The sequence below is a fragment of the Lysobacter yangpyeongensis genome (genome assembly GCF_042655745.1).
Lineage (GTDB): Bacteria > Pseudomonadota > Gammaproteobacteria > Xanthomonadales > Xanthomonadaceae > Agrilutibacter > Agrilutibacter yangpyeongensis.
In genome coordinates this window covers 264,866-285,220 of the sequence record NZ_JBHSNM010000001.1, presented here as the reverse complement: position 1 = coordinate 285,220, position 20,355 = coordinate 264,866, and the positions used below count along the sequence as shown (strand labels likewise).

The following is a 20,355-nucleotide window of genomic DNA, read 5'->3' as shown; positions in this document are numbered from 1 at the left end:
AGTCCGGGCGTTTTTGTTGGCATCCCGCGCGCATCGCCACGCCTGCGGCAGTCCTCGGCCAATCAAACCGTCATGCCCGCGCAGGCGGCATGACGAGCAGAGGCAACAACGCAGCAGGCCAGAAACGCCCGGCCAGTCCGGGCGTTTTTGTTGGCATCCCGTGCGCATCGCCACGCCTGCGGTAGTCCTCGACCAATCAAACCGTCATTCCCGCGCAGGCGGGAATCCATGGACTTTCGAAGTCACCGCAACGTCCGTGGATCCCCGCTTCCGCGGGGATGACGAGCAAAGGCAACATCGCCGCAATTCAAAACGCCCGGTCAGTCCGGGCGTTTTTATTTCGGGCGTAGCCTGCAAAGCGATAGAATTGTGACTGGGCCGGCAACACCTTCTTTCGCCTTCAGCACAAGGATTCCAGATGCGCCCTTTCCCCCTCGGTGAAGAAATCGACGCGCTGCGCGAGGCCGTGCGCCGTTTCGCCGATGCCGAAATCGCGCCGCGCGCGCAGCAGATCGATCACGACAACTGGTTCCCGCAGGACCTGTGGCCCAAGCTGGGCGAGATGGGCCTGCTCGGCATGACGGTGCCGGGCGAATACGGCGGCAGCGACATGGGCTACCTCGCCCACCTCGTCGCGATGGAAGAGATCTCGCGCGCCTCCGGCTCCGTGGGCCTGTCGTACGGCGCGCATTCCAATCTCTGCGTCAGCAACCTCTACGCCAACGGCAACGAGGCGCAGCGCGCGAAGTATCTGCCGAAGCTGTGCAGCGGCGAATGGAAGGGCGCGCTGGCGATGAGCGAGCCGGGCGCGGGTTCCGATGTCGTGGGTTCGATGTCGTGCCGTGCGGAGCTCCGCGACGGCGTGTGGATCGCCAACGGCAACAAGATGTGGATCACCAACGGCCCCGAGGCCGACGTGCTGATCGTCTACATGCGCACCGCCGGCAAGGACGCGGGCAGCAAATGCATGACCGCCTTCATCGTCGAAAAGGGCATGAAGGGTTTCTCCACCGCGCAGAAGCTCGACAAGCTCGGCATGCGCGGCTCCAACACCTGCGAGCTGGTGTTCGAGAACTGCGAGATCCCGCAAGAGAACGCGCTCGGCGAGGTCAACAACGGCGTCAAGGTGCTGATGTCCGGCCTCAACACCGAGCGCCTGGTGCTCACCGGCGGTCCGCTCGGCCTGATGCAGGCCGCGCTCGACATCGCCCTGCCCTACGTGCGCGAACGCAAGCAGTTCGACCAGGCCATCGGCACCTTCGGCCTGATGCAGGGCAAGATCGCCGACATGTACACGGCGCTGCAGTCCTCGCGCGCCTTCGCCTACCAGGTCGCGCGCGACTACGACGCCGGGCACAAGAGCCGCATCGACGCCGCTTCGTGCCTGCTGCATGCATCGGAGGCCGCGGTGCAGGTCGCCCTCGAAGGCATCCAGGCGCTCGGCGGCAACGGCTACATCAACGAGTTCGCCACCGGCCGCATCCTGCGCGATGCCAAGCTCTACGCGATCGGCGCGGGGACGAACGAGATCCGGCGCATGCTGATCGGCCGCGAGTTGTTCGACGGGCGCAGCTGAGCCCGGACCAGTTCCCTGCGAAAAGCCGCCCTCCGGGCGGCTTTTTCTTTTGGCGATGTCATCGCGCGCGATCGCGACACATCGTTATGCTCCCCGCATGTCCGCGCGCAAAGCCAGCGCTGCTTCCATCCGGACCCGGCCGCTGCGGCGCGACGACTGGCCGGTCGTCGAATCCCTGTTCGGCGCCAACGGCGCGTGCGGCGGTTGCTGGTGCATGTGGTGGCGCGTGCCGATGGGCGGCAAAACCTGGGAAGCCGCGAAGGGCGCACCGAACCGCGACGCCTTCCGCGCCCTCGTTGAATCGGGCGCCGCTTCCGGCGTGCTCGCGTTCGATCGCGACATACCGGTTGGTTGGTGCGCCATTGGTCCGCGATCCGGCTTTCCACGACTGGAACGCAGCAAAGCGTTGCGACGCGAATGGAATGCCGCGACCTGGTCGCTCAACTGCCTGTACGTCCCCGCCCGCGAGCGCGGCCGCGGCATCGCCAGAGCCCTTGTCGCGGCGGCCGTGAACCTCGCCCGGGCGCGGGGAGCGGCGGAAATCGAGGCTTACCCCCAGTTCGTCGCATCCGATGAACGGCAAGGCGGCGCATTCGTCTGGACCGGTGTGCCCGCGCTTTTCGAGCCGCTGGGATTCCGTCCGGCTGCGAAACCCGGGCGCGGCCGCAGCTTGTATCTGCTTCCGTTGCGACGGCAACTATTTGCCGCAGCGCAACATCGCGGCCCATAATCGGGCTGTTCCGGCCGCGCGCCGGCTTCGCCAAATTCCGGAGTCACCATGAGCGACGTCGTCATCGTCGGTGCCAAGCGCACCGCCATCGGTTCCCTTCTCGGTCAGTTCACCGGCGTGCCCACGCCCACCCTCGGCGCCACCGCGATCCGGGGTGCACTCGAGCAGGCCGGCGTCGCTGCCGACCAGGTGGACGAAGTGATCATGGGCTGCGTGTTGCCGGCCGGCCTCGGCCAGGCCCCCGCCCGCCAGGCGTCGATCGGCGCCGGCATCCCCTCTGCGGCCGGCTGCACCACCATCAACAAGGTGTGCGGTTCGGGCATGAAGGCGATCATGCAGGCGCACGACGCGATCAAGGCCGGTTCCTCGAGCGTCGTGGTCGCCGGCGGCATGGAGTCGATGACCAATGCGCCGCACCTGCTCAACAACTCGCGCACCGGCACCAAGTACGGCAGCGTCGAGATGCTCGACCACATGGCGTACGACGGCCTGACCAATCCGTACGACAAGCAGGCCATGGGCGTGTTCGGCGAGCAGTGCGTGGCGAAGTACGAATTCACCCGCGAGGAACAAGACGCCTATAGCGCCGAGAGCGTGCGCCGCGCGCTTGCAGCGCAGCAGTCGGGCGCCTTCAAGGATGAGATCGTTCCGGTCACTGTCGCCGGCCGCAAGGGCGACGTGGTGATCGATACCGACGAACAGCCGGGCCGCTGCGACATCAACAAGATCCCGACCCTGCGCCCCTCGTTCAAGAAGGACGGCACCATCACCGCCGCCAGTTCCTCCAGCATCAACGACGGCGCCGCCGCCACGGTGCTGATGTCCGCCGACGAAGCGGGCAAGCGCGGCCTGAAGCCGCTGGCACGCATCGTCGCGCACGCCACGCACTCGCAGGCGCCGGAGTGGTTCACCACCGCGCCGGTTACCGCGATCGCGAACGTCCTGAAGAAGGCCGGCTGGTCGGTGGCCGACGTGGACCTGTTCGAGGTCAACGAAGCCTTCGCCTGCGTCGCGATGGCACCCATGCGGGAACTCGGCATTCCGCACGACAAGCTCAACGTCCACGGCGGCGCCTGCGCGCTTGGCCATCCGATCGGCGCCAGCGGTGCCCGCCTGGTGGTGACTCTGATCAACGCGCTGCGCCAGCGTGGCGCCAGGCGCGGGGTGGCGGCACTGTGCATCGGTGGCGGCGAAGCGACGGCACTCGCCATCGAGCTCGCCTGAGCGCAGTTGGCTTGCCGACCCGACGTGCAGGCAAGGTGAAAGAAACGCCTGCATTTCATGTTCGCGTAACGTTGGCCTTAACCCGCGAAAAGCCTAACAACGGGATAACGAAATAAAGACGGCCGCCCGCTTGACACGGGTAATGGCCTTGTCATCATTGTTAGCGACGCGCCCCCTGCGCGTTGACCCATCCACGACGAGGAAACGAACATGACTTTCAATAAGGCGCTGATCGCCCTGGCTCTGGGCTTCGCTCTGGCCGCGTGCTCGAACCAGAAGCAGGCCGAAGACGCCGCCGCCGACGCCTCCGCCGCGGCGACCGAAGCTCAGGCTGCTGCCGACACTGCAACCGCTTCGACCGACCAGGCCGCTGGCGACGCTGCCCAGCAGGCTGCCGACGCTGCCGCTCAGGCCGCCGACGCTGCCGCCACCTCGGCCGACGCCGCTGCCACCGCTCCGACCAACGAAGCGGCTGACACCGCTGCCGACACCGCCCAGCAGGCCGCCGACTCGGCCGAGCAGGCGAAGGACGCGGCCCAGGAAGCGACCGAAGAAAAGAAGTAACAGTATTTCCTTAACAGGCAAATCTGTTACAGTGAACAGGGAAGAGCCGCCGGCCTGCCGGCGGCTTTTTCCATGTGGTCAGTGAACGATAGAACCGGCCCCGCCGATCGCTGCGCGCACTGGCGTTGCCTGACTCGCAAAAACCCAGTTTTTTCAGACAACTCCTCGGAGACATCCATGAACACCAAGCTCTACGTCCTCCTCGCCGCCGCGGTCCTCGCCCTGTCGGCCTGCAACAAGTCCGAAGAAGCCGCTGCCTCGGCCGACCAGGCCCAGGCCGCCGCCACCGACGCCGCCGCTTCGGCCACCGACGCTGCTGCCGCCGCCGGCGACGCCGCTGCTGCCGCTACCGACGCCGCTGCCACCACGGCTGCCGACGCCGCTGCCGCCACGACCGACGCCGCCGCCCAGGCTGGCGACGCCGCTGCCGCTGCTGCCACCGACGCTGCCGCCGCCACGACCGACGCCGCTGCCGAAGCCACCGACGCTGCGAAGGAAGAAGTCAAGAAGTAATCCACTTCTTGTCTTGCGATATCAGAAGGCCCGCGCAAGCGGGCCTTCTTTTTTGCGCGCAACCGCCTATCGCCGGCCCCGCGGCAGACGCGTGGAATCATTTCTCGTGGCGTGCCTGCGCCGTGTATGTTTTCATTCCGCGTCTTTTTACCTGCTGCCACGATGCCCGCGCTCACTTCCCAGCTCGATCCCCGCTCGCAGGAATTCCAGGACAACGCGGCCTACCATCGCGCCCTCGTCGAGGAACTCGATGCGCGCCTGGCGCGCGCGGCGAATGGCGGTGGCGAGAAGGCACGCGCAAAGCACACCGAGCGCGGCAAGCTGCTCGCACGCGATCGCATCGTTGCCCTGCTCGATCCCGGCTCGCCCTTCCTCGAAATCGCGCCGCTCGCCGCCGAAGGGATGTACGACGATGCTGCGCCCGCGGCCGGCATGGTCTGCGGCATCGGCCGCGTGATGGGGCAGGAAGTGGTGATCGTCGCCAACGACGCGACCGTCAAGGGCGGCACCTACTTCCCGATGACGGTGAAGAAGCACCTGCGCGCGCAGGAGATCGCGCGCGAGAACAAGCTTCCCTGCATCTATCTCGTCGACTCCGGCGGCGCCTTCCTGCCCCTGCAGGACCAGGTGTTCCCCGACAAGGAGCACTTCGGCCGCATCTTCTACAACCAGGCGCGGATGAGTGCGGAAAACATCCCGCAGATCGCCGTCGTGATGGGTTCGTGCACGGCCGGCGGCGCCTACGTGCCGGCGATGTGCGACGAATCCATCATCGTCAAGGAACAGGGCACGATCTTCCTGGGCGGCCCGCCGCTGGTGAAGGCCGCCACCGGCGAAGTCGTCGATGCCGAGGCATTGGGCGGCGCCGACGTGCACACGTCCGTTTCCGGCGTAGCCGATCACTTCGCCGAGGACGACCGCCATGCGCTGCAGATCGCGCGCGACATCGTCGGCACCTTCAATCGCACCAAGCAGCTGCCGGTCGCCGTGCAGGCCGTGCGCGAACCGCTCTATCCGGCCGGGGAGCTGTACGGCATCGTGCCGAAGGACACGCGCCGCCCGTTCGATATCCGCGAAGTGATCGCGCGCGTCGTCGACGGCAGCGAATTCCAGGAATTCAAGGCGCGCTACGGAAAAACCCTGGTGACTGGCTTCGCGCACCTGCATGGCTATCCGGTGGGCATCGTCGCCAACAACGGCATCCTGTTCGCCGAATCCGCGCTCAAGGGCGCGCACTTCATCGAACTGTGCAACCAGCGCGGCATCCCGCTGGTGTTCCTGCAGAACATCACCGGCTTCATGGTCGGCCGCAAGTACGAGAACGCCGGCATCGCGAAGGACGGCGCGAAGATGGTGACCGCGGTGGCGTGCTCGCACGTGCCCAAGTTCACCGTCGTGATCGGCGGCAGTTTCGGCGCCGGCAACTACGCGATGTGCGGACGCGCCTACGGGGCGCGGTTCCTGTGGATGTGGCCGAATGCGCGCATCAGCGTGATGGGCGGCGAACAGGCCGCTTCCGTGCTCGCCACGGTGAAGCGCGACGGCATCGAAGCGGCGGGCAAGGTCTGGACGGCCGACGAGGAAGAAGCCTTCAAGGCACCCATCCGCGAACAGTACGAATCGCAGGGCAATCCCTACTACGCCACGGCGCGCCTGTGGGACGACGGCATCATCGATCCGGCCGATACGCGTCGCGTCCTGGGCCTGGGGATTTCCGCCAGCCTCAACGCACCGATCGAAGAGCGCACGCGCTTCGGCGTGTTCCGCATGTAACGCGGCACATCGAAGCCTCTGCGAAAGATCACCGTCTCGCCCCAATCGCGCCGCGCGGCTTCGATTCCCTGAACGCATGAACGAAGCGCGCGCCGAGCGACGATAGGTGCGCGCTTTGCTGCTCATGTCACAGCGCGTCGCCCCGGCACGCGTGCTAGGCTCGAAAAATCGCATTCGCCCATCCTGTCCCCCCAACAGAGGAGCCCGCGTCATGGCGATTTTCAACCAGCCTGCCGCCAACAAGCGTGATGTCCCCGCCCAGTCCGAGCCGCCCAAGCCCGTCGAGACGGCGCTCAAGCGCGAGCCGGATCCGAACGAATTCAACCCGGCCGCAGTGGCCCCGTCGCGTTCGGTCGCACCGGTCGAGCGCAGCGAGGGCAAGGAATCGCTGATCGCTTCCGACCTCACCATCGAAGGCAAGATCGAAGGCGCCGGCCATATCCGCATCGCCGGCCGCTTCAAGGGCGACGTGCACGTGCAGGGCGATCTCACCATCGAAGTCGGCGCCAAGCTCAATGGCGGCGTGCGCGCCCGCAAGGTCATCGTCGCGGGTGAACTGGAAGGCAACATCGAATCGGCGCAGCGCGTCGAGCTGCTCGCCAGCGGCGTGATGGTCGGCGACGTCAAGGCCGAAACCGTCACCGTTGCGGCAGGCTCGCGCATGAAGGGCCAGGTCGAATTCGGCGGCGACGGCAAGACGACGAAGAACGGCAACGCGGAGCCTGGCGCGGCCGCATGAGCACCGCGCGCCCGGGCACGCCGGGAGCGACCCGCACGTGCCCGCACTGCAAGACGACGATCCTCGAAAGCGCCAGCGTGTGCCCGGCGTGCCGGCACCACCTGCGCTTCGACGAAGCCGCCATTGCGGGTACGAAGGCGAAGATTTCTCCGCTGCACGTCGAAGGCATCATCTCGCCCCCGCCCGGCGACACTGCGTGGGAATACTCGATGGTGCTTTCGATCAGGAACGAACGCGGCGAGGAGATCGCCCGCCAGGTCATCGGCGTAGGCGCGCTCTACGCCGACGAGCAGCGCACCTTCAGCCTCGTCGTCGAGATGACCGAAGCCACCGGCGCAAAGGCCCGCCGGAAGCACTGAACCCGTTCGCGCAGTCCCGCGCGAACGTCAGGCCTTGCCCGTATCGCAGCCGTGGCAGCCGCCACAGCTGCCCTCGCCCACGCGCGAGGCGGGCGCGATCCAGCGACCGAGTCGCTGCAGCCATGTCGCGCGCCCGCTTCGCACCAGCGGCACGGCCAGGGCGATGCGCAGCCGGCGCACGCCGGCCGGGAACTGCTTCTGCGCGACGAACGCCGCACTCGCCGCGACTGCAAGCGCGATGACCACGTATTGCGCGAGCAATCCCGCGTGCATCAGCCGGCCCCCAGTGCGACCGCCACCTGGTAGGTGATCAGGGAGGCCATGTACGCCATGCCGAAGAGGTAGCCGGCGCTGATGCCGACCTGCTTCCACGAGCGCGTTTCGCGCCGGATGGTCGCCAGGGTGGAGATGCACTGCGGCGCGTAGATGTACCAGACCAGCAGCGACAGCGCCGTCGCCAGCGACCAGTCGTGCGCGATGAGCGGCGACAGGGCCTGCGCCGCGGCGGCATCGTCCGTGGCCGACAGCGCGTAGACGGTGGCGAGCGAGGACACGGCGACTTCGCGTGCGGCCAGGCCCGGAATCAGCGCGATGCAGATCTGCCAGTTGAATCCGATCGGCGCGAACAACGTCGTCATCGCGTGGCCGATGCGACCGGCGAAGCTGTAGTCGATCGCGGCGCCGGCATGGTCCGCTGGCGCGTGAGGGAACGTCAGCAGCACCCAGAGCAGGATGGTCAGCGCCAGGATGATGCCGCCGACGCGCCGGAGGAAGATCGCCGCGCGCTCCCACAGGCCCAGCGCCAGATCGCGCGGATGCGGCAACCGGTACGAGGGAAGCTCCAGCAGCAACGCGTGCTCGCTCTTGTCGCGGCGCCACTTCTTCATCACCCACGCGACCAGCAGCGCGCTCAGGATGCCTGCCGCATAAAGCGCGAAAAGCACCAGCCCCTGCAGGTTTAAGACACCGATCTTCTGCTGCGGGATGAAGGCACCGATCAGCAGCGCATACACGGGCAGGCGTGCCGAACAGGTCATCAGTGGCGCCACGATGATCGTCGCCAGCCGGTCGCGCGGGTCCTGGATCGAGCGCGTGGCCATGATTCCGGGAATCGCGCAGGCGAAGCTCGACAGCAGGGGAATGAAGGAGCGCCCCGACAGGCCCGCCGACGCCATAAGGCGGTCGAGCAGGAACGCGGCGCGTGGCAGATAGCCGGACTCCTCCAGCGCGAGGATGAAGGCGAACAGGATCAGGATCTGCGGCAGGAACACGATCACGCCGCCGACGCCGGCGATGATGCCGTCGACCACCAGGCTCCTGAGCGGACCGTCCGGCAGGGCTGCTCCCGTCCATTCGCCCAGTGCCGCCGTGCCGGCGTCGATCAGATCCATCAGCGGTGTCGCCCAGGCATACACGGCCTGGAAGATCAGGAACATCACCACCGCCAGCGACAACAGACCGACCACCGGATGCAGCAACCAGCGGTCGAGCGCATCGTCGATCTCCGCGGTGCGGCGCGGCATGGTGACGGCCAGTGCGAGCAGGCGCCGCGTTTCCGCGTGCAGCACCTCTGGATCGGCAATTCCGCTGCCCACGACATGCGTCGGCTCATGCAGCGTGTCGGCCACCGCGTCGAGCCTGGCCACGAGTTCGCGCGCGCCGTCGCGATGGACGGCGACCGTCGGCACCACGGGCACGCCGAGTTCGCGTTCGAGCGCCGCCAGGTCGACTTCGATGCCGCGTCGCCGCGCCGCATCCATCATGTTCACCGCAAGCACCATTGGCTTGCCCAACTCGCGGACCTCGAGCGCGAAACGCAGGTGCAGGCGCAGGTTCGTCGCATCCACCACGCACACGATCACGTCGGGAGCGGGCTCGCCCGGATAGAAGCCGCGGCACAGATCGCGGGTAATCGCTTCATCGAGGCTTGCGGCGTGCAGGCTGTAGGCACCCGGCAGGTCGAGCAGCGCGTAGTGACGGCCCGAGGGCGCGTGGAAGCGGCCTTCCTTGCGCTCGACGGTGACGCCGGCGTAATTGGCGACCTTCTGGCGGCTGCCGGTCAGCAGGTTGAACAGCGCGGTCTTGCCGCAGTTCGGATTGCCGACCAGGGCCAGGCGGATGGCAGTGGCATTGCTCACGCGGGTTCCCCGGTATTCGTGGTGGCGACCCTGACCCGCGCGGCTTCGCTGCGACGCAGGGCGAAGCGGGTGAATCCGACCTGCACCAGCAGCGGCTCGGCCGCGATCGGGCCGGCCGCCATGACTTCCACGCGCTCGCCCTGGACGAAGCCCAGTTCGCGCAGCCGGCGCGCTATGGCGTCGTTGGGCATCTGGTCTTCGACCCGCTCCACCGTGGCGGCAGTGCGGCGCGGCAATTCAGAGAGCTTCAAGGGAGATTCGCCCGGCGGCCGAGGCCACAAATGGGAATTGTTCTCATTCTAGCAGGAGGGCGCGCACCAAAGCTCATGTGCGTCGTCGATCAGCGGGCCGGTGCCGGTCGCTATCATTCATGTTTCCCGATATGGATTTCCCCCGATGAGCCACCCGCTCCTGAGCCTGCGCGAGGGGCCGACCGCCCGGTTGCGCCTCAACCGTCCGGAAGTGCACAACGCCTTCGACGCCGTCCTGATCGCCGCCCTGACCGGCGCCCTCGAGGCAGCCGCCCGGGACGAAAGCGTCCGCGTGGTGGTCCTGGAGGGCGAAGGGGACTCCTTTTCCGCCGGTGCCGACCTGAACTGGATGCGCGGGATGGCCGCAGCGAGCGAGGACGTGAATCGCGAAGACGCCCTCGCCCTCGCCCGCCTGATGCGCACGCTGGACGAACTGCCCAAGCCCACGATCGCCCGGGTGCATGGCGCGGCCTTCGGCGGTGGCGTGGGCCTGGTCGCATGTTGCGACATCGCCCTCGCCGCGCCGGAAGCCAAGTTCGGCCTGACCGAAAGCAAGCTCGGCCTGCTGCCGGCGGTGATCTCGCCCTACGTCATCGAAGCGATCGGCGCTCGCCAGGCACGACGCTGGTTCGCCACGGCGGAGATCTTCGATGCGGCAGAAGCCCGACGCATCGGATTGCTGCACGACGTCGTCGACGCCACCGCGCTGGATGCCGCCGTCCAGCGCCAGATCGACCTGCTGCTCAAGGCCGGGCCGGTCGCCGCAGCCTCGGCCAAGCGACTGCTTCGCCGCGTGGCGGTCACCACGGACCGCGATCGCCTCGACGCCGACAACGCCGCGCTCATCGCGCAGTTGCGCGTTTCGCCGGAAGGCCAGGAAGGCCTCGCCGCCTTCCTCGACAAGCGCAAGCCCGCCTGGTGCAACTGAGGACCGAGGAGGACGACATGCTGGACCACATGGGAATCACCGTCGCCGACTTCGCCGCCAGCAAGGCGTTCTACGAACGCGCGCTCGCGCCGCTGGGCTACGGCCCGGTGATGGAAGTGACGCCGGAGATGAGCGGCTCCGACGCGCGCTACCTGGGCTTCGGAGCGAACGGCAAGCCCGACTTCTGGATCGGCGCCGGCGCGGGCATGCCGGTCACGCACGACGGGCTGCACATCGCCTTCAGCGCTCGCTCGCGCGTCGCGGTCGATGCCTTCCACCAGGCGGCACTGGCGGCCGGTGCACGCGACAACGGTGCACCCGGCCTGCGTCCGCACTATCACCCCAACTATTACGGCGCCTTCGTGATCGATCCGAACGGTCACAACATCGAAGCCGTCTGTCACCTGCCGGAATCGGATTCCTGATGTTCGCCAAGATCCTGATCGCCAACCGCGGCGAAATCGCCTGTCGTGTCATCCGCACCGCGAGCAAGCTCGGCATCCGCACCGTCGCCGTGTATTCGGAAGCCGACGCCGATGCGCAGCACGTGCGCCAGGCCGACGAGGCCTACTGCATCGGCGGACCGCGCCCGCAGGAGTCCTATCTGCGTGGCGATGCCATCATCGAAGTGGCCAAGCGCTGCGGCGCGCAGGCCATCCATCCCGGCTACGGCTTCCTCAGCGAGAACGCCGATTTCGCCGATGCAGTCGCCGCCGCCGGACTGGTCTTCATCGGCCCGTCGGGCGCGTCGATGCGCAAGATGGGCAGCAAGGCCGGCGCGAAGGAACTGATGCACGCCGCCGGCGTGCCGGTGGTGCCCGGCTACACCGGCGAGGACCAGTCCGCCGAGGTGCTGCAGCGCGAAGCCGACGCGATCGGTTATCCGTTGATGATCAAGGCCGCCCACGGCGGCGGTGGCAAGGGCATGCGCATCGTGCGCTCCAGCCAGGAGTTCGCCGCCAATCTGGAGAGCTGCCAGCGCGAAGCACGCAACGCCTTCGGGCGCGACCGCGTGCTGCTCGAACGCTACGTCGAGAAGCCGCGCCACATCGAAATCCAGGTCTTCGCCGATGCGCGCGGCCACGCGCTGCACCTCAACGAACGCGAATGTTCCGCGCAACGCCGTTACCAGAAAGTGCTGGAGGAATCGCCCTCGCCGTTCCTGACGCCCGAGCTGCGCCAGGCGATGGGCAACGCCGCCGTGATGGCCGCGCGTGCGATCGATTACGTCAACGCCGGCACCGTCGAATTCATCGTCGGCCAGGATGGCGGCTTCTACTTCATGGAGATCAACACGCGGCTGCAGGTCGAGCATCCCGTCACCGAACTGGTGACCGGGCTCGATCTGGTCGAATGGCAATTGCGCGTGGCCGCCGGCGAAGCGCTCCCACTCGCGCAGCAGGACATCCGCCAGGACGGTCATGCGATCGAAGTGCGCCTGTACGCGGAGGATCCCGAAGCCGGCTTCCTGCCGGGCTCCGGCCGGCTCGAACGGCTGCGCCTTCCCGTCGCCGATGCGCATGTCCGCATCGATCCGGGCGTGGTCGAAGGCGATACGGTGACGATCTTCTACGATCCGATGATCGCCAAGCTGATCGTGCACGACGGCGACCGACCGCGCGCCCTCGCCCGCCTGCGCGACGCGCTCGCGCAATGCGATATCGCCGGGCCGAAGGCGAACATCGAATTCCTCGAACGCCTCGCGCGCCATCCGGCGGTCGTCGGAGGCACGATCGACACCGGCTACCTCGACCGGCACCTGGACGAGTTCGTGCCGTCTGCCGACGCATCGGCCGTGGCCGTCGACACCGACCTGTTGCTTGCCGCCGCGACGGCGCAGCTGCTGGCGCAGGAACAGGACTCGCTCGACCGCGCGCGCGCGTCGGGCGATCCGTCTTCTCCCTGGGCCATCGCCGATGGCTGGCGGCTGGGTCATGGCGGGCATCGCAGCCTGGCTTTCCTGCACCGCGGCCAGCGCATCGAACTGCGCACGCACGGAAGCAACAGTGCGTACCGGATCGAGGGCATTGCGGGCCACGATGCGATCTCCATTTCGGGCGCACGGCTCGAAGGCGACAGCCTGGGGCTGCGTATCGACGGGCGCGCGCGCCGCTTCGCGGTGCTCGAGCTCGGCCGGCACGTGGTGGTGCACGACGGCATGCAACGGCTGGGGCTGGAACCGGTGCCGATGTATCGTCACGAACAGGCGGCGGCCGGCAGCGGTGCGGATCGCGTCACGGCCCCCATGCCGGGTCGCGTGGTGGTCGTGCGGGCTGCGCCGGGCGACAAGGTCGAGGCCGGCCAGGAGGTCATGGTGATCGAAGCGATGAAGATGGAACTGAGCCTCAAGGCGCCGCGCGCCGGCACCGTGGCGGAAGTGCGTGCGGCCGGCGGTGACTTCGTCGAAGCGGACGCCGTGCTGGTCGCGCTAGAGAAGTGACCATGGCCATGCCCTCGCACGTGCGCATCGTCGAAGTGGGACCCCGCGACGGCCTGCAGAACGAAAAGACCATCATCGGCACCGCGGATAAGATCGCCCTGATCGATCGCCTTTCCGCCACCGGCCTGCGCAGCATCGAAGCCACGAGTTTCGTCAGTCCCAAGTGGGTGCCGCAGCTCGCCGATGCCGCCGAGGTCTATGCCGGCATCCATCGGCAACCGGGTGTCAGTTATCCGGTGCTGGTTCCCAACGAACAGGGCTACGAACGCGCCCGCGCCGTGGGTGTCATGGAAATCGCGGTGTTCACGGCCGCATCCGAAGCCTTCAATCGCCGCAACATCAACGCCGGCATCGACGAGTCGCTCGCCCGCTTCGCGCCGGTGATGGAACGCGCGAAAGCCGACGGGGTGAGGGTGCGCGGTTACGTGTCCACCGTGCTTGGCTGCCCCTACCAGGGCGAAGTACCGCTGGGCGATGTCGTGCGCGTGGCGAAGGCCTTGCACGACATGGGCTGCTATGAGGTTTCGCTGGGCGACACCATCGGCGTGGGGACTCCGGGCAAAGCGCGCGCGATGCTCAAGGCCGTCGCCGGCGACGTGCCGATGGCCGCGCTGGCGGTCCATTTCCACGACACCTACGGCCAGGCGCTGTCCAACATCCTGGCCTGCCTGGAAGAAGGTGTCGCCGTGGTCGACGCCGCGGTTTCCGGCGCCGGCGGCTGCCCCTACGCCAAGGGCGCGAGCGGGAATGTCGCCACCGAGGACGTTGTGTATATGCTGCATGGACTGGGCATCGCGACGGGCGTCGACATCGACCGGCTCGCCGAGACCGGACGCTGGCTCGCCGCCCTCCTGGGGCGCGAGACCGGCAGCAAGGCAGGAAAGGCGCTGCTTTCGAAATGATGGGATCGAGATGACCAGCAAGGGCCCGCTGCGAGCCGTCGAAGCGACATCGGATGCCGATGCCGCCACGACGCTCGCGGCGCTCGAGCAGGCCTGCAACGATCCCTCCCTGCCCGCACACCTGCGCCCGTTGCTGCAGCAGGCGCGCGATGCCCTGCGCGATGCCGACCAGGCCGCGGATCTCGAGCGCAGCCGCTATCGCGCCGTGTTCGATGCCGTGCCCGACCCGGTCAGCATCATTTCCTGGGACGGCACGGTCCTCGACGTCAACAAGGCCGGCATGGCCGCCTACCAGCGCACGCGCGAGGAGATCGTCGGCAAGCCGATCGAGTTCCTCAATCCCGACCTGCCGCGCGACCACCTGCGGCCGGTCTGGGAGACGCTGCTGCGCGGCGAAACCTACGTCATCGAAGTCACCAACATGCGTGCGGATGGCACGCGCTTCCCGGTCGAGGTGCACTCGGCCGGCTTCAACGACGACGACAAGATCCACATCGTCGCCGTTGCCCGCGACCTCAGCAGTCGCCATGCCGCGGAATTGCGCTATCGCGAACTGATGGAGTCGATCGACAAGGGCATCATCGTGCGCGACGCCGATGGCCAGATCATCCACGCCAATCCCGCGGCGATGCGCATCCTCGGCATCGAGAACGAGCGCGCACTGCAGGACGACCTGCGCGAGGAAGTGTGGCTGACCTTCGACGAGCACGGCCGCGAAGTGCCCAAGGCCGACCAGCCCGCAACGTACGCGCTGCGCACCGGCAAGACCGTCGAGAGCACGGTGCTCGGCTTCTACAGCCGGCGCACGCGGCAGCTGAAATGGCTGTCGGTCACCTGCGTGCCGCAGTTCGAAGCGGGTGGCACCGCGCCGTCGCGGGTGCTGTCGCTGTTTTCCGACGTCACCGCACTCAAGCGCGACAGCACGCTGTTCGATCGCGCCCAGGCGCTGGCGCACATCGGCGGCTGGGAGTGGGACACCGGACGCAACGCGCTGTATCTCACCGAGGAAGCCCGGCGCATCCTCGGCCAGCATCCCGACCCGGCGACGATGGACGACCTGCTTGCCTGCCTGCGCGAACCCGATCGCCGGCGCCTGCGGGCCGCGCTCGACCATGCCATCGCCCACGGTCGCAGCCTGAACCTCGACCTGCAGGGCTGGCAGGCCAACGGCCACCTGTTCTGGATCCGCATGATCGGCGAGGCCGAAACCGGCAGCCCGCTCAGTGCCCACATCACCGGCACGCTGCAGGACATCACCGAGCGCAAGCAGGCCGAGGAAACCCTGCGCGTGCAGGCGCGCACGGATCCGCTGACCGGTCTGCTCAACCGCGACGCGGTACTGGAGGAACTGGAAACACGCCTGTCCGATCCCGCGTTGCAACGCGCGGCCGTCCTCTACATCGACCTGGACCGCTTCAAGATCGTCAATGACGTTCTCGGCCACGCGGCCGGCGACAGGCTGCTGTCTGCGGCCTCGCGTCGTATCCAGCGCGCCATCGGCAGCGAAGGCCTGATCGCGCGCTTCGGCGGCGACGAGTTCCTGGTGATCTGTTCCACCGGCGACGAACCCTCGCGCCCGGAGCGCCTGGCCGATGCGATCCTCGAAGCCTTCTCCGAAAGCTTCCGCATGGACGGCGAGGAATTCAGCATCACGGCGAGCATCGGCATCGCCCAGTCGCCCATCGACGGGCGCCGCGCACAGCAGCTGATCCAGAACGCCGATGTCGCGATGTACGACAGCAAGCGCCGCGGCCGCAACGACTGGCAGTCCTTCACCGCCGAACTCGCCGAACAGCAACTGCAGCGCCTGCAACTGGAAACACATTTGCGCCGCGCGGTGATCAACGACGAGTTCACGCTCGTCTACCAGCCGCTGGTGCAGATCGACACCGGCACGGCGGTGGGTGCCGAGGCGCTGATCCGCTGGAACAACCGCCTGCTCGGCGAGATGCGGCCCGACCACTTCATCAGCCACGCCGAGACCACCGGCGACATCGTCGGCATCGGCGGCTGGGTACTGCGCGAAGCCTGCAAGCAGATGCGCCGCTGGCTCGACCGCGGACTGACCCTGGAGCGCGTCGCGGTCAATGTGTCCTACCGCCAGTTCCTGGGCGAGGACCTGGCCGAGCACGTGCGCGCCGCGCTGGCCGAATCGGGCCTGCCCGGCCATGCGCTGGAACTGGAATTCACCGAGCGCGTGCTGATCGAGGATGCGCCCGATACCGTGCGCACCTTCGCCGCGTTGCGCGACATGGGCGTGGTGCTGACCATCGACGACTTCGGCGAGGGTTACAGCGCGCTCAACTATCTGCGCCGTCTGCCGATACACGGGCTCAAGCTCAGCCAGTTGTTCGTCCAGGGCGTGCCGGACCGCAAGTCCGATGTCGCCGTGTGCCATGCCGTCACCGGCATCGCGCGCAGCCTTGGCCTCAGCCTGGTGGCCGAGGGCATCGAGACCGAGCGCCAGCGCCGCTTCCTGCTCGACATCGGCGTCGCCACCGGGCAGGGATTCCTGTTCTCCCCCGGTCTCGCGCCCGACGAACTGCAGGCCCTGTATCCACCTTCGAGGGAGTCCGATCGATGACATCCAGATGGAAGATCCGGCCGATCCAGCCACGCGACGATGCCGCCGTGGCCGCGATCATCCGCACCGTGATGCCGGAATACGGCGCGATCGGCGACGGATTCGCGATCAACGATCCCGAGGTCGACTGGATGCAGCGCGCCTACTCGCTGCCGCGCAGCGCCTACTTCGTCGTCGACATGGACGGCAAGGTCGTCGGCGGTGGTGGCGTCGCGCCGCTGGCGGGCGGCGACGAGGACACCTGCGAGTTGCGCAAGATGTATTTCCTCAAGTCCATCCGCGGCCAGGGCATCGGCAGCGAGATGCTGCGGCGCTGCCTGGACGCCGCGCGTTCGTTCGGCTTCCGCTTCTGCTACCTGGAAACGCTGGCCGGCATGAACGACGCGATCCGCCTGTACGAGAAGCACGGCTTCAAGCGCATCGGCGCGCCGCGCGGCCGCACCGGCCACGGCGGCTGCGACACCTACTACCTGCTGGAGCTGTGAGCATGCGTGCCCTCGCCGCGCTGTGGCTCGCGTGCCTGCTGGCGGTAGCCGCTCCGTCGCACGCGCAGGCCGCGAAGGATCCGGCGAGCTACCTCCTGCTTCCCGACCGGGTGTGGACCGGCGACGAAGCGGCATCGCATGCCGGCTGGGCGGTCCTGGTGCGCGATGGCGCGATCGTGGCGGTCGGCGAGGCAGCCCGCATGACGGTGCCCACCGACGCGCGGCGTATCGAACTGCCCGGCGCGACGCTGTTGCCCGGGCTGATCGACCTGCATTCGCACGTGTTCCTTCACCCGTACAACGAGACGGGCTGGAACGACCAGGTCCTCAAGGAACCCACGCCCTACCGCACGCTGAAAGCCGCAAAACACGCGCGCGATACCCTCCTGGCCGGCTTCACCACGCTGCGCGATCTCGGCACGGAAGGCGCGGGCTACGCCGACGTGTCGGTCAAGCGCGCGATCGACGAAGGCCTCATTCCCGGCCCGCGCCTGGTCGTCGCCACACGCGCGATCGTCGCCAGCAGCAGCTATGGTCCGGGCCCGCGCGGCTTCGATCCCGACGCCGACCTCCCGCAAGGCGCGCAGCCCGTCAGTGGCACCAGCGAAGTCATCAAGGCAGTACGCGAACAGGCCGCGCGCGGCGCCGACTGGATCAAGGTCTATGCCGACTACCGCGTCGGCACCGACGGCAGCACGCAGCCCACCTTCACCGCCGACGAACTGCACGCACTGGTGGAGGCGGCGCATCTGTCCGGCCGTCCGGTCGCCGCGCATGCGTCCAGCGACAAGGGCATGCGCATGGCGATCGAAGCCGGCGTCGACAGCATCGAACACGGCACCGCGGGTACCGCCGCGACATTCCGGCTCATGCGTGAACGCGATATCGCCTGGCTGCCGACCCTCACCGCGGTCGAGGCCTACGGCGAGTACTTCGAGGGCTACAAGCCCGGACAGGCGCCGACTCCGGAAATGCAGGAAGCCGCACGCGCCTTCCGTGCGGCGCTGGACGCGGGCACGACCATCGGCTGCGGCAGCGACGTGGGCGTGTACCGCCACGGCGACAACTGGCGCGAACCGGCCTGGATGGTGCGATTGGGCATGACACCCGCACAGGCCCTGCGCGCCTGCACCAGTACTGCCGCGCGCATCCTGCGCCGGGAGGACCGGATCGGTCGCATCGTGCCGGGACTGCGCGCCGACCTCGCCGCGTTCGTGGGCGATCCCAGCGAAAACGTGGACAGCCTGCGCCAGCCGGTGTTCGTGATGAAGGACGGCGTGGTGTACCGCCAGCCCTGACGCGTGGCGGCCCCGCTGCGCTCGCGACGGGTCGTGGTCCAACGGATCCGGGTGGGCCGGCTCCCGCGGCCGGGCTAAAATCGCCGTTTTCCGCCTCAGGGATCGCCCCATGCAGCTCAATTCCGTCCGCGCCATCGTCACCGGCGGCGTTTCCGGCCTCGGCCTGGCCGTCGCCAAACACCTCGTGGCCCACGGCGGCAAGGTCGCGCTGTTCGACGTGAACGACGAGAAGGGCGCCGCCGCCGTCGCCGAACTCGGCGACGCCAACGCGCGCTACTTCAAGACGGACGTGACCAGCGAAGCCGGCGTCGCCGCCAACGTCGATGCGGCGAAGGAATTCCTGGGCGGCCTCAACGCCGCGATCAACTGCGCCGGCATCCTCGGCGCCGGCCGCATGCTCGGCAAGGAAGGCCCGATGCCGCTGTCGCAGTTCCAGACCACGGTTATGGTGAACCTGGTCGGCAGCTTCAACGTCGCCAAGGCCGCCGCCGCGCTCATGCAGAACAACGAAGCGGGCGAAGACGGCGAGCGCGGCGTGATCGTCAACACCGCGTCGGTCGCCGCCTACGAAGGGCAGATCGGCCAGGCCGCGTATTCGGCGAGCAAGGGCGGCGTGGTCGGCATGACCCTGCCGATGGCGCGCGAGCTGTCGCGCTTCGGCATCCGCGTGATGACCGTTGCACCGGGCGTGTTCTGGACGCCGATGGTCGATGGCATGCCCGAATCCGTGCAGCAGTCGCTCGCCGCCACGATTCCGTATCCGTCGCGGCTGGGTCGTCCGGAGGAGTTCGCCGACCTGGTCGCCTACATCCTGGGCAACCGCTACCTCAACGGCGAAACCATCCGGCTCGACGGCGCCACGCGCCTGGCGCCGAAGTGAGCGTCCACTACGGTTCCCGCGCCGAACGCTGGGTGCGCGATCGCTGGCCGGCGATCCGCAGCCGCGGCTTCGGCCGCTTCCTGCTGCTGCGCGGGCTGCTGGCCTGGGGCGGCGTGATGACCATCGCCATGGCCGTCATGGTCTCGCTCCGGCTGGGCCTGGACCATCCGCGCCTGCCGATGGTGCTCGGCTTCACCGTGTCCCTGTGCGCCACCGCCGGCCTGCTGTGGGCGGCGCTGACCTGGTGGATCAACGAGCGCATCTTCCATTCCCTCACTTCCGATCGAATCCAATGAAGGCTTACGACGTCAAGAAAGGCAACGTTGTCGAACACAACAACGCCGTCTACCAGATCCGCGACATCGAACGCAGCTCGCCGCAGGGCCGCGGCGGCAACGTGAAGTACCGCTTCACGATGTACAGCGTTCCGGGCGGGGTAAAGCTCGACGTCAGCATGGGTGCGGAGGACGAGCTCAAGGAAGTCGAACTGAGCCGCCGCCAGGCGACGTTCTCGTACAAGGACGGCGACGCGTTCGTGTTCCTCGACGACGAGGACTACACGCCTTACACGCTCGATGCCGACGTGGTGGGCGACGCGGCCGGCTTCATCGTCGACGAGCTGTCCGGCTGCTACGTGCAGATCATCGACGACCAGCCCGTCGCGGTGCAGCTGCCGCAGAACGTGGCGATCGAAGTGATCGACACGCCGCCGGAACTGAAGGGCGGCACCGCGACCAAGCGTCCGAAGCCGGCGAAGCTGTCGACCGGCATCGAGATCATGGTGCCCGAGTACATCGGCAACGGCGAAAAGGTGCTGGTGAACACCGCGACGGGCGAGTTCGCCGGTCGCGCGGATTGATCTGCAGGATCGGCACCTCGCGCCCCCCTCGCGACGCGCCACGCGCCGCCGGAGTTCCCTTCTCCCCGCTTGCGGGGAGAAGGTCGAAGCGAGCGACAGCTCGCTGAGGGAA

Annotated in this window: 21 protein-coding genes; 18 read left to right on the top strand and 3 right to left on the bottom strand. The window is 67.8% G+C overall.

Features of this window, described 5'->3' with window-relative positions; all coding sequences use genetic code 11:
* Positions 1-418 precede the first annotated feature (418 nt).
* The 8 genes from ACFPN1_RS01280 to ACFPN1_RS01245 all read left to right on the top strand — a co-directional run bounded on the left by ACFPN1_RS01280 (position 419) and on the right by ACFPN1_RS01245 (position 7,478).
* The gene (locus ACFPN1_RS01280) at positions 419-1,576 is read left to right on the top strand and encodes an isovaleryl-CoA dehydrogenase (protein WP_386752312.1); all 1,158 of its coding nucleotides are present in this window, start codon (positions 419-421) and stop codon (positions 1,574-1,576) included.
* Between the two features lie 97 nt (positions 1,577-1,673).
* The gene (locus ACFPN1_RS01275; RefSeq protein ID WP_386752311.1) at positions 1,674-2,306 is read left to right on the top strand and encodes a GNAT family N-acetyltransferase; all 633 of its coding nucleotides are present in this window, start codon (positions 1,674-1,676) and stop codon (positions 2,304-2,306) included.
* Between the two features lie 48 nt (positions 2,307-2,354).
* Positions 2,355-3,530, top strand: a complete 1,176-nt coding sequence (locus ACFPN1_RS01270; protein ID WP_386752309.1) for a thiolase family protein — start codon at positions 2,355-2,357, stop codon at positions 3,528-3,530.
* A gap of 210 nt (positions 3,531-3,740) precedes the next feature.
* On the top strand, positions 3,741-4,094 hold the full coding sequence (locus tag ACFPN1_RS01265; protein WP_386752308.1) for a hypothetical protein: 354 nt from the start codon (positions 3,741-3,743) through the stop codon (positions 4,092-4,094).
* A 177-nt stretch (positions 4,095-4,271) separates the two neighbouring features.
* Positions 4,272-4,607 (top strand): hypothetical protein, encoded by a 336-nt coding sequence (locus ACFPN1_RS01260; RefSeq protein ID WP_386752307.1) that lies wholly within the window; start codon positions 4,272-4,274, stop codon positions 4,605-4,607.
* 162 nt (positions 4,608-4,769) lie between these two features.
* Entirely contained in the window at positions 4,770-6,380 is a 1,611-nt protein-coding gene (locus ACFPN1_RS01255; RefSeq protein ID WP_386752306.1) for a carboxyl transferase domain-containing protein, read from the top strand.
* A gap of 211 nt (positions 6,381-6,591) precedes the next feature.
* A complete protein-coding gene (locus ACFPN1_RS01250) occupies positions 6,592-7,119 on the top strand; it encodes a bactofilin family protein (RefSeq protein ID WP_386752305.1) in 528 nt (175 codons plus the stop codon).
* Entirely contained in the window at positions 7,116-7,478 is a 363-nt protein-coding gene (locus ACFPN1_RS01245) for a hypothetical protein (protein WP_386752304.1), read from the top strand. Before ACFPN1_RS01250 ends, ACFPN1_RS01245 begins: the two co-directional genes overlap by 4 nt.
* A 27-nt stretch (positions 7,479-7,505) precedes the next feature.
* Here the strand turns inward: ACFPN1_RS01245 and ACFPN1_RS01240 are convergent, their stop codons facing one another.
* Genes ACFPN1_RS01240 through ACFPN1_RS01230 form a run of 3 tightly spaced genes read right to left on the bottom strand, consistent with a single transcriptional unit; the run spans position 7,506 to position 9,867 of the window.
* Entirely contained in the window at positions 7,506-7,751 is a 246-nt protein-coding gene (locus ACFPN1_RS01240; protein WP_386752303.1) for a DUF6587 family protein, read from the bottom strand.
* A complete protein-coding gene (gene feoB, locus ACFPN1_RS01235; RefSeq protein ID WP_386752302.1) occupies positions 7,751-9,616 on the bottom strand; it encodes a ferrous iron transport protein B in 1,866 nt (621 codons plus the stop codon). Before feoB ends, ACFPN1_RS01240 begins: the two co-directional genes overlap by 1 nt.
* Complete coding sequence (locus ACFPN1_RS01230; RefSeq protein ID WP_386752301.1) at positions 9,613-9,867, bottom strand: FeoA family protein; 255 nt, start codon at positions 9,865-9,867, stop codon at positions 9,613-9,615. The genes feoB and ACFPN1_RS01230 overlap by 4 nt, the downstream gene beginning before the upstream one ends.
* Before the next feature lie 145 nt (positions 9,868-10,012).
* On the opposite strand from ACFPN1_RS01230, the gene ACFPN1_RS01225 reads away from it, so the two are divergent.
* The 10 genes from ACFPN1_RS01225 (at position 10,013) to yeiP (ending at position 20,243) form a co-directional block, all read left to right on the top strand.
* A complete protein-coding gene (locus tag ACFPN1_RS01225; protein WP_386752299.1) occupies positions 10,013-10,795 on the top strand; it encodes an enoyl-CoA hydratase-related protein in 783 nt (260 codons plus the stop codon).
* 17 nt (positions 10,796-10,812) lie between these two features.
* On the top strand, positions 10,813-11,220 hold the full coding sequence (locus tag ACFPN1_RS01220) for a VOC family protein (RefSeq protein ID WP_386754003.1): 408 nt from the start codon (positions 10,813-10,815) through the stop codon (positions 11,218-11,220).
* Positions 11,220-13,235, top strand: a complete 2,016-nt coding sequence (locus ACFPN1_RS01215; protein ID WP_386752297.1) for an acetyl/propionyl/methylcrotonyl-CoA carboxylase subunit alpha — start codon at positions 11,220-11,222, stop codon at positions 13,233-13,235. Before ACFPN1_RS01220 ends, ACFPN1_RS01215 begins: the two co-directional genes overlap by 1 nt.
* A gap of 8 nt (positions 13,236-13,243) precedes the next feature.
* Positions 13,244-14,137: a hydroxymethylglutaryl-CoA lyase gene (locus ACFPN1_RS01210; RefSeq protein ID WP_386754001.1), complete on the top strand. Its 894-nt coding sequence runs from the start codon at positions 13,244-13,246 to the stop codon at positions 14,135-14,137.
* A 10-nt stretch (positions 14,138-14,147) separates the two neighbouring features.
* Complete coding sequence (locus ACFPN1_RS01205; RefSeq protein WP_386752295.1) at positions 14,148-16,721, top strand: sensor domain-containing protein; 2,574 nt, start codon at positions 14,148-14,150, stop codon at positions 16,719-16,721.
* Complete coding sequence (locus ACFPN1_RS01200) at positions 16,718-17,206, top strand: GNAT family N-acetyltransferase (protein WP_386752294.1); 489 nt, start codon at positions 16,718-16,720, stop codon at positions 17,204-17,206. The genes ACFPN1_RS01205 and ACFPN1_RS01200 overlap by 4 nt, the downstream gene beginning before the upstream one ends.
* A gap of 2 nt (positions 17,207-17,208) precedes the next feature.
* A complete protein-coding gene (locus ACFPN1_RS01195) occupies positions 17,209-18,504 on the top strand; it encodes a metal-dependent hydrolase family protein (protein ID WP_386752292.1) in 1,296 nt (431 codons plus the stop codon).
* 109 nt (positions 18,505-18,613) lie between these two features.
* Entirely contained in the window at positions 18,614-19,384 is a 771-nt protein-coding gene (locus tag ACFPN1_RS01190) for an SDR family NAD(P)-dependent oxidoreductase (protein WP_386752290.1), read from the top strand.
* Positions 19,381-19,680 (top strand): hypothetical protein, encoded by a 300-nt coding sequence (locus ACFPN1_RS01185; protein WP_386752288.1) that lies wholly within the window; start codon positions 19,381-19,383, stop codon positions 19,678-19,680. Before ACFPN1_RS01190 ends, ACFPN1_RS01185 begins: the two co-directional genes overlap by 4 nt.
* Positions 19,677-20,243, top strand: coding sequence for an elongation factor P-like protein YeiP (gene yeiP / locus ACFPN1_RS01180; RefSeq protein WP_386752286.1), 567 nt, complete (start codon positions 19,677-19,679; stop codon positions 20,241-20,243). The genes ACFPN1_RS01185 and yeiP overlap by 4 nt, the downstream gene beginning before the upstream one ends.
* The last annotated feature ends 112 nt before the right edge of the window (positions 20,244-20,355 follow it).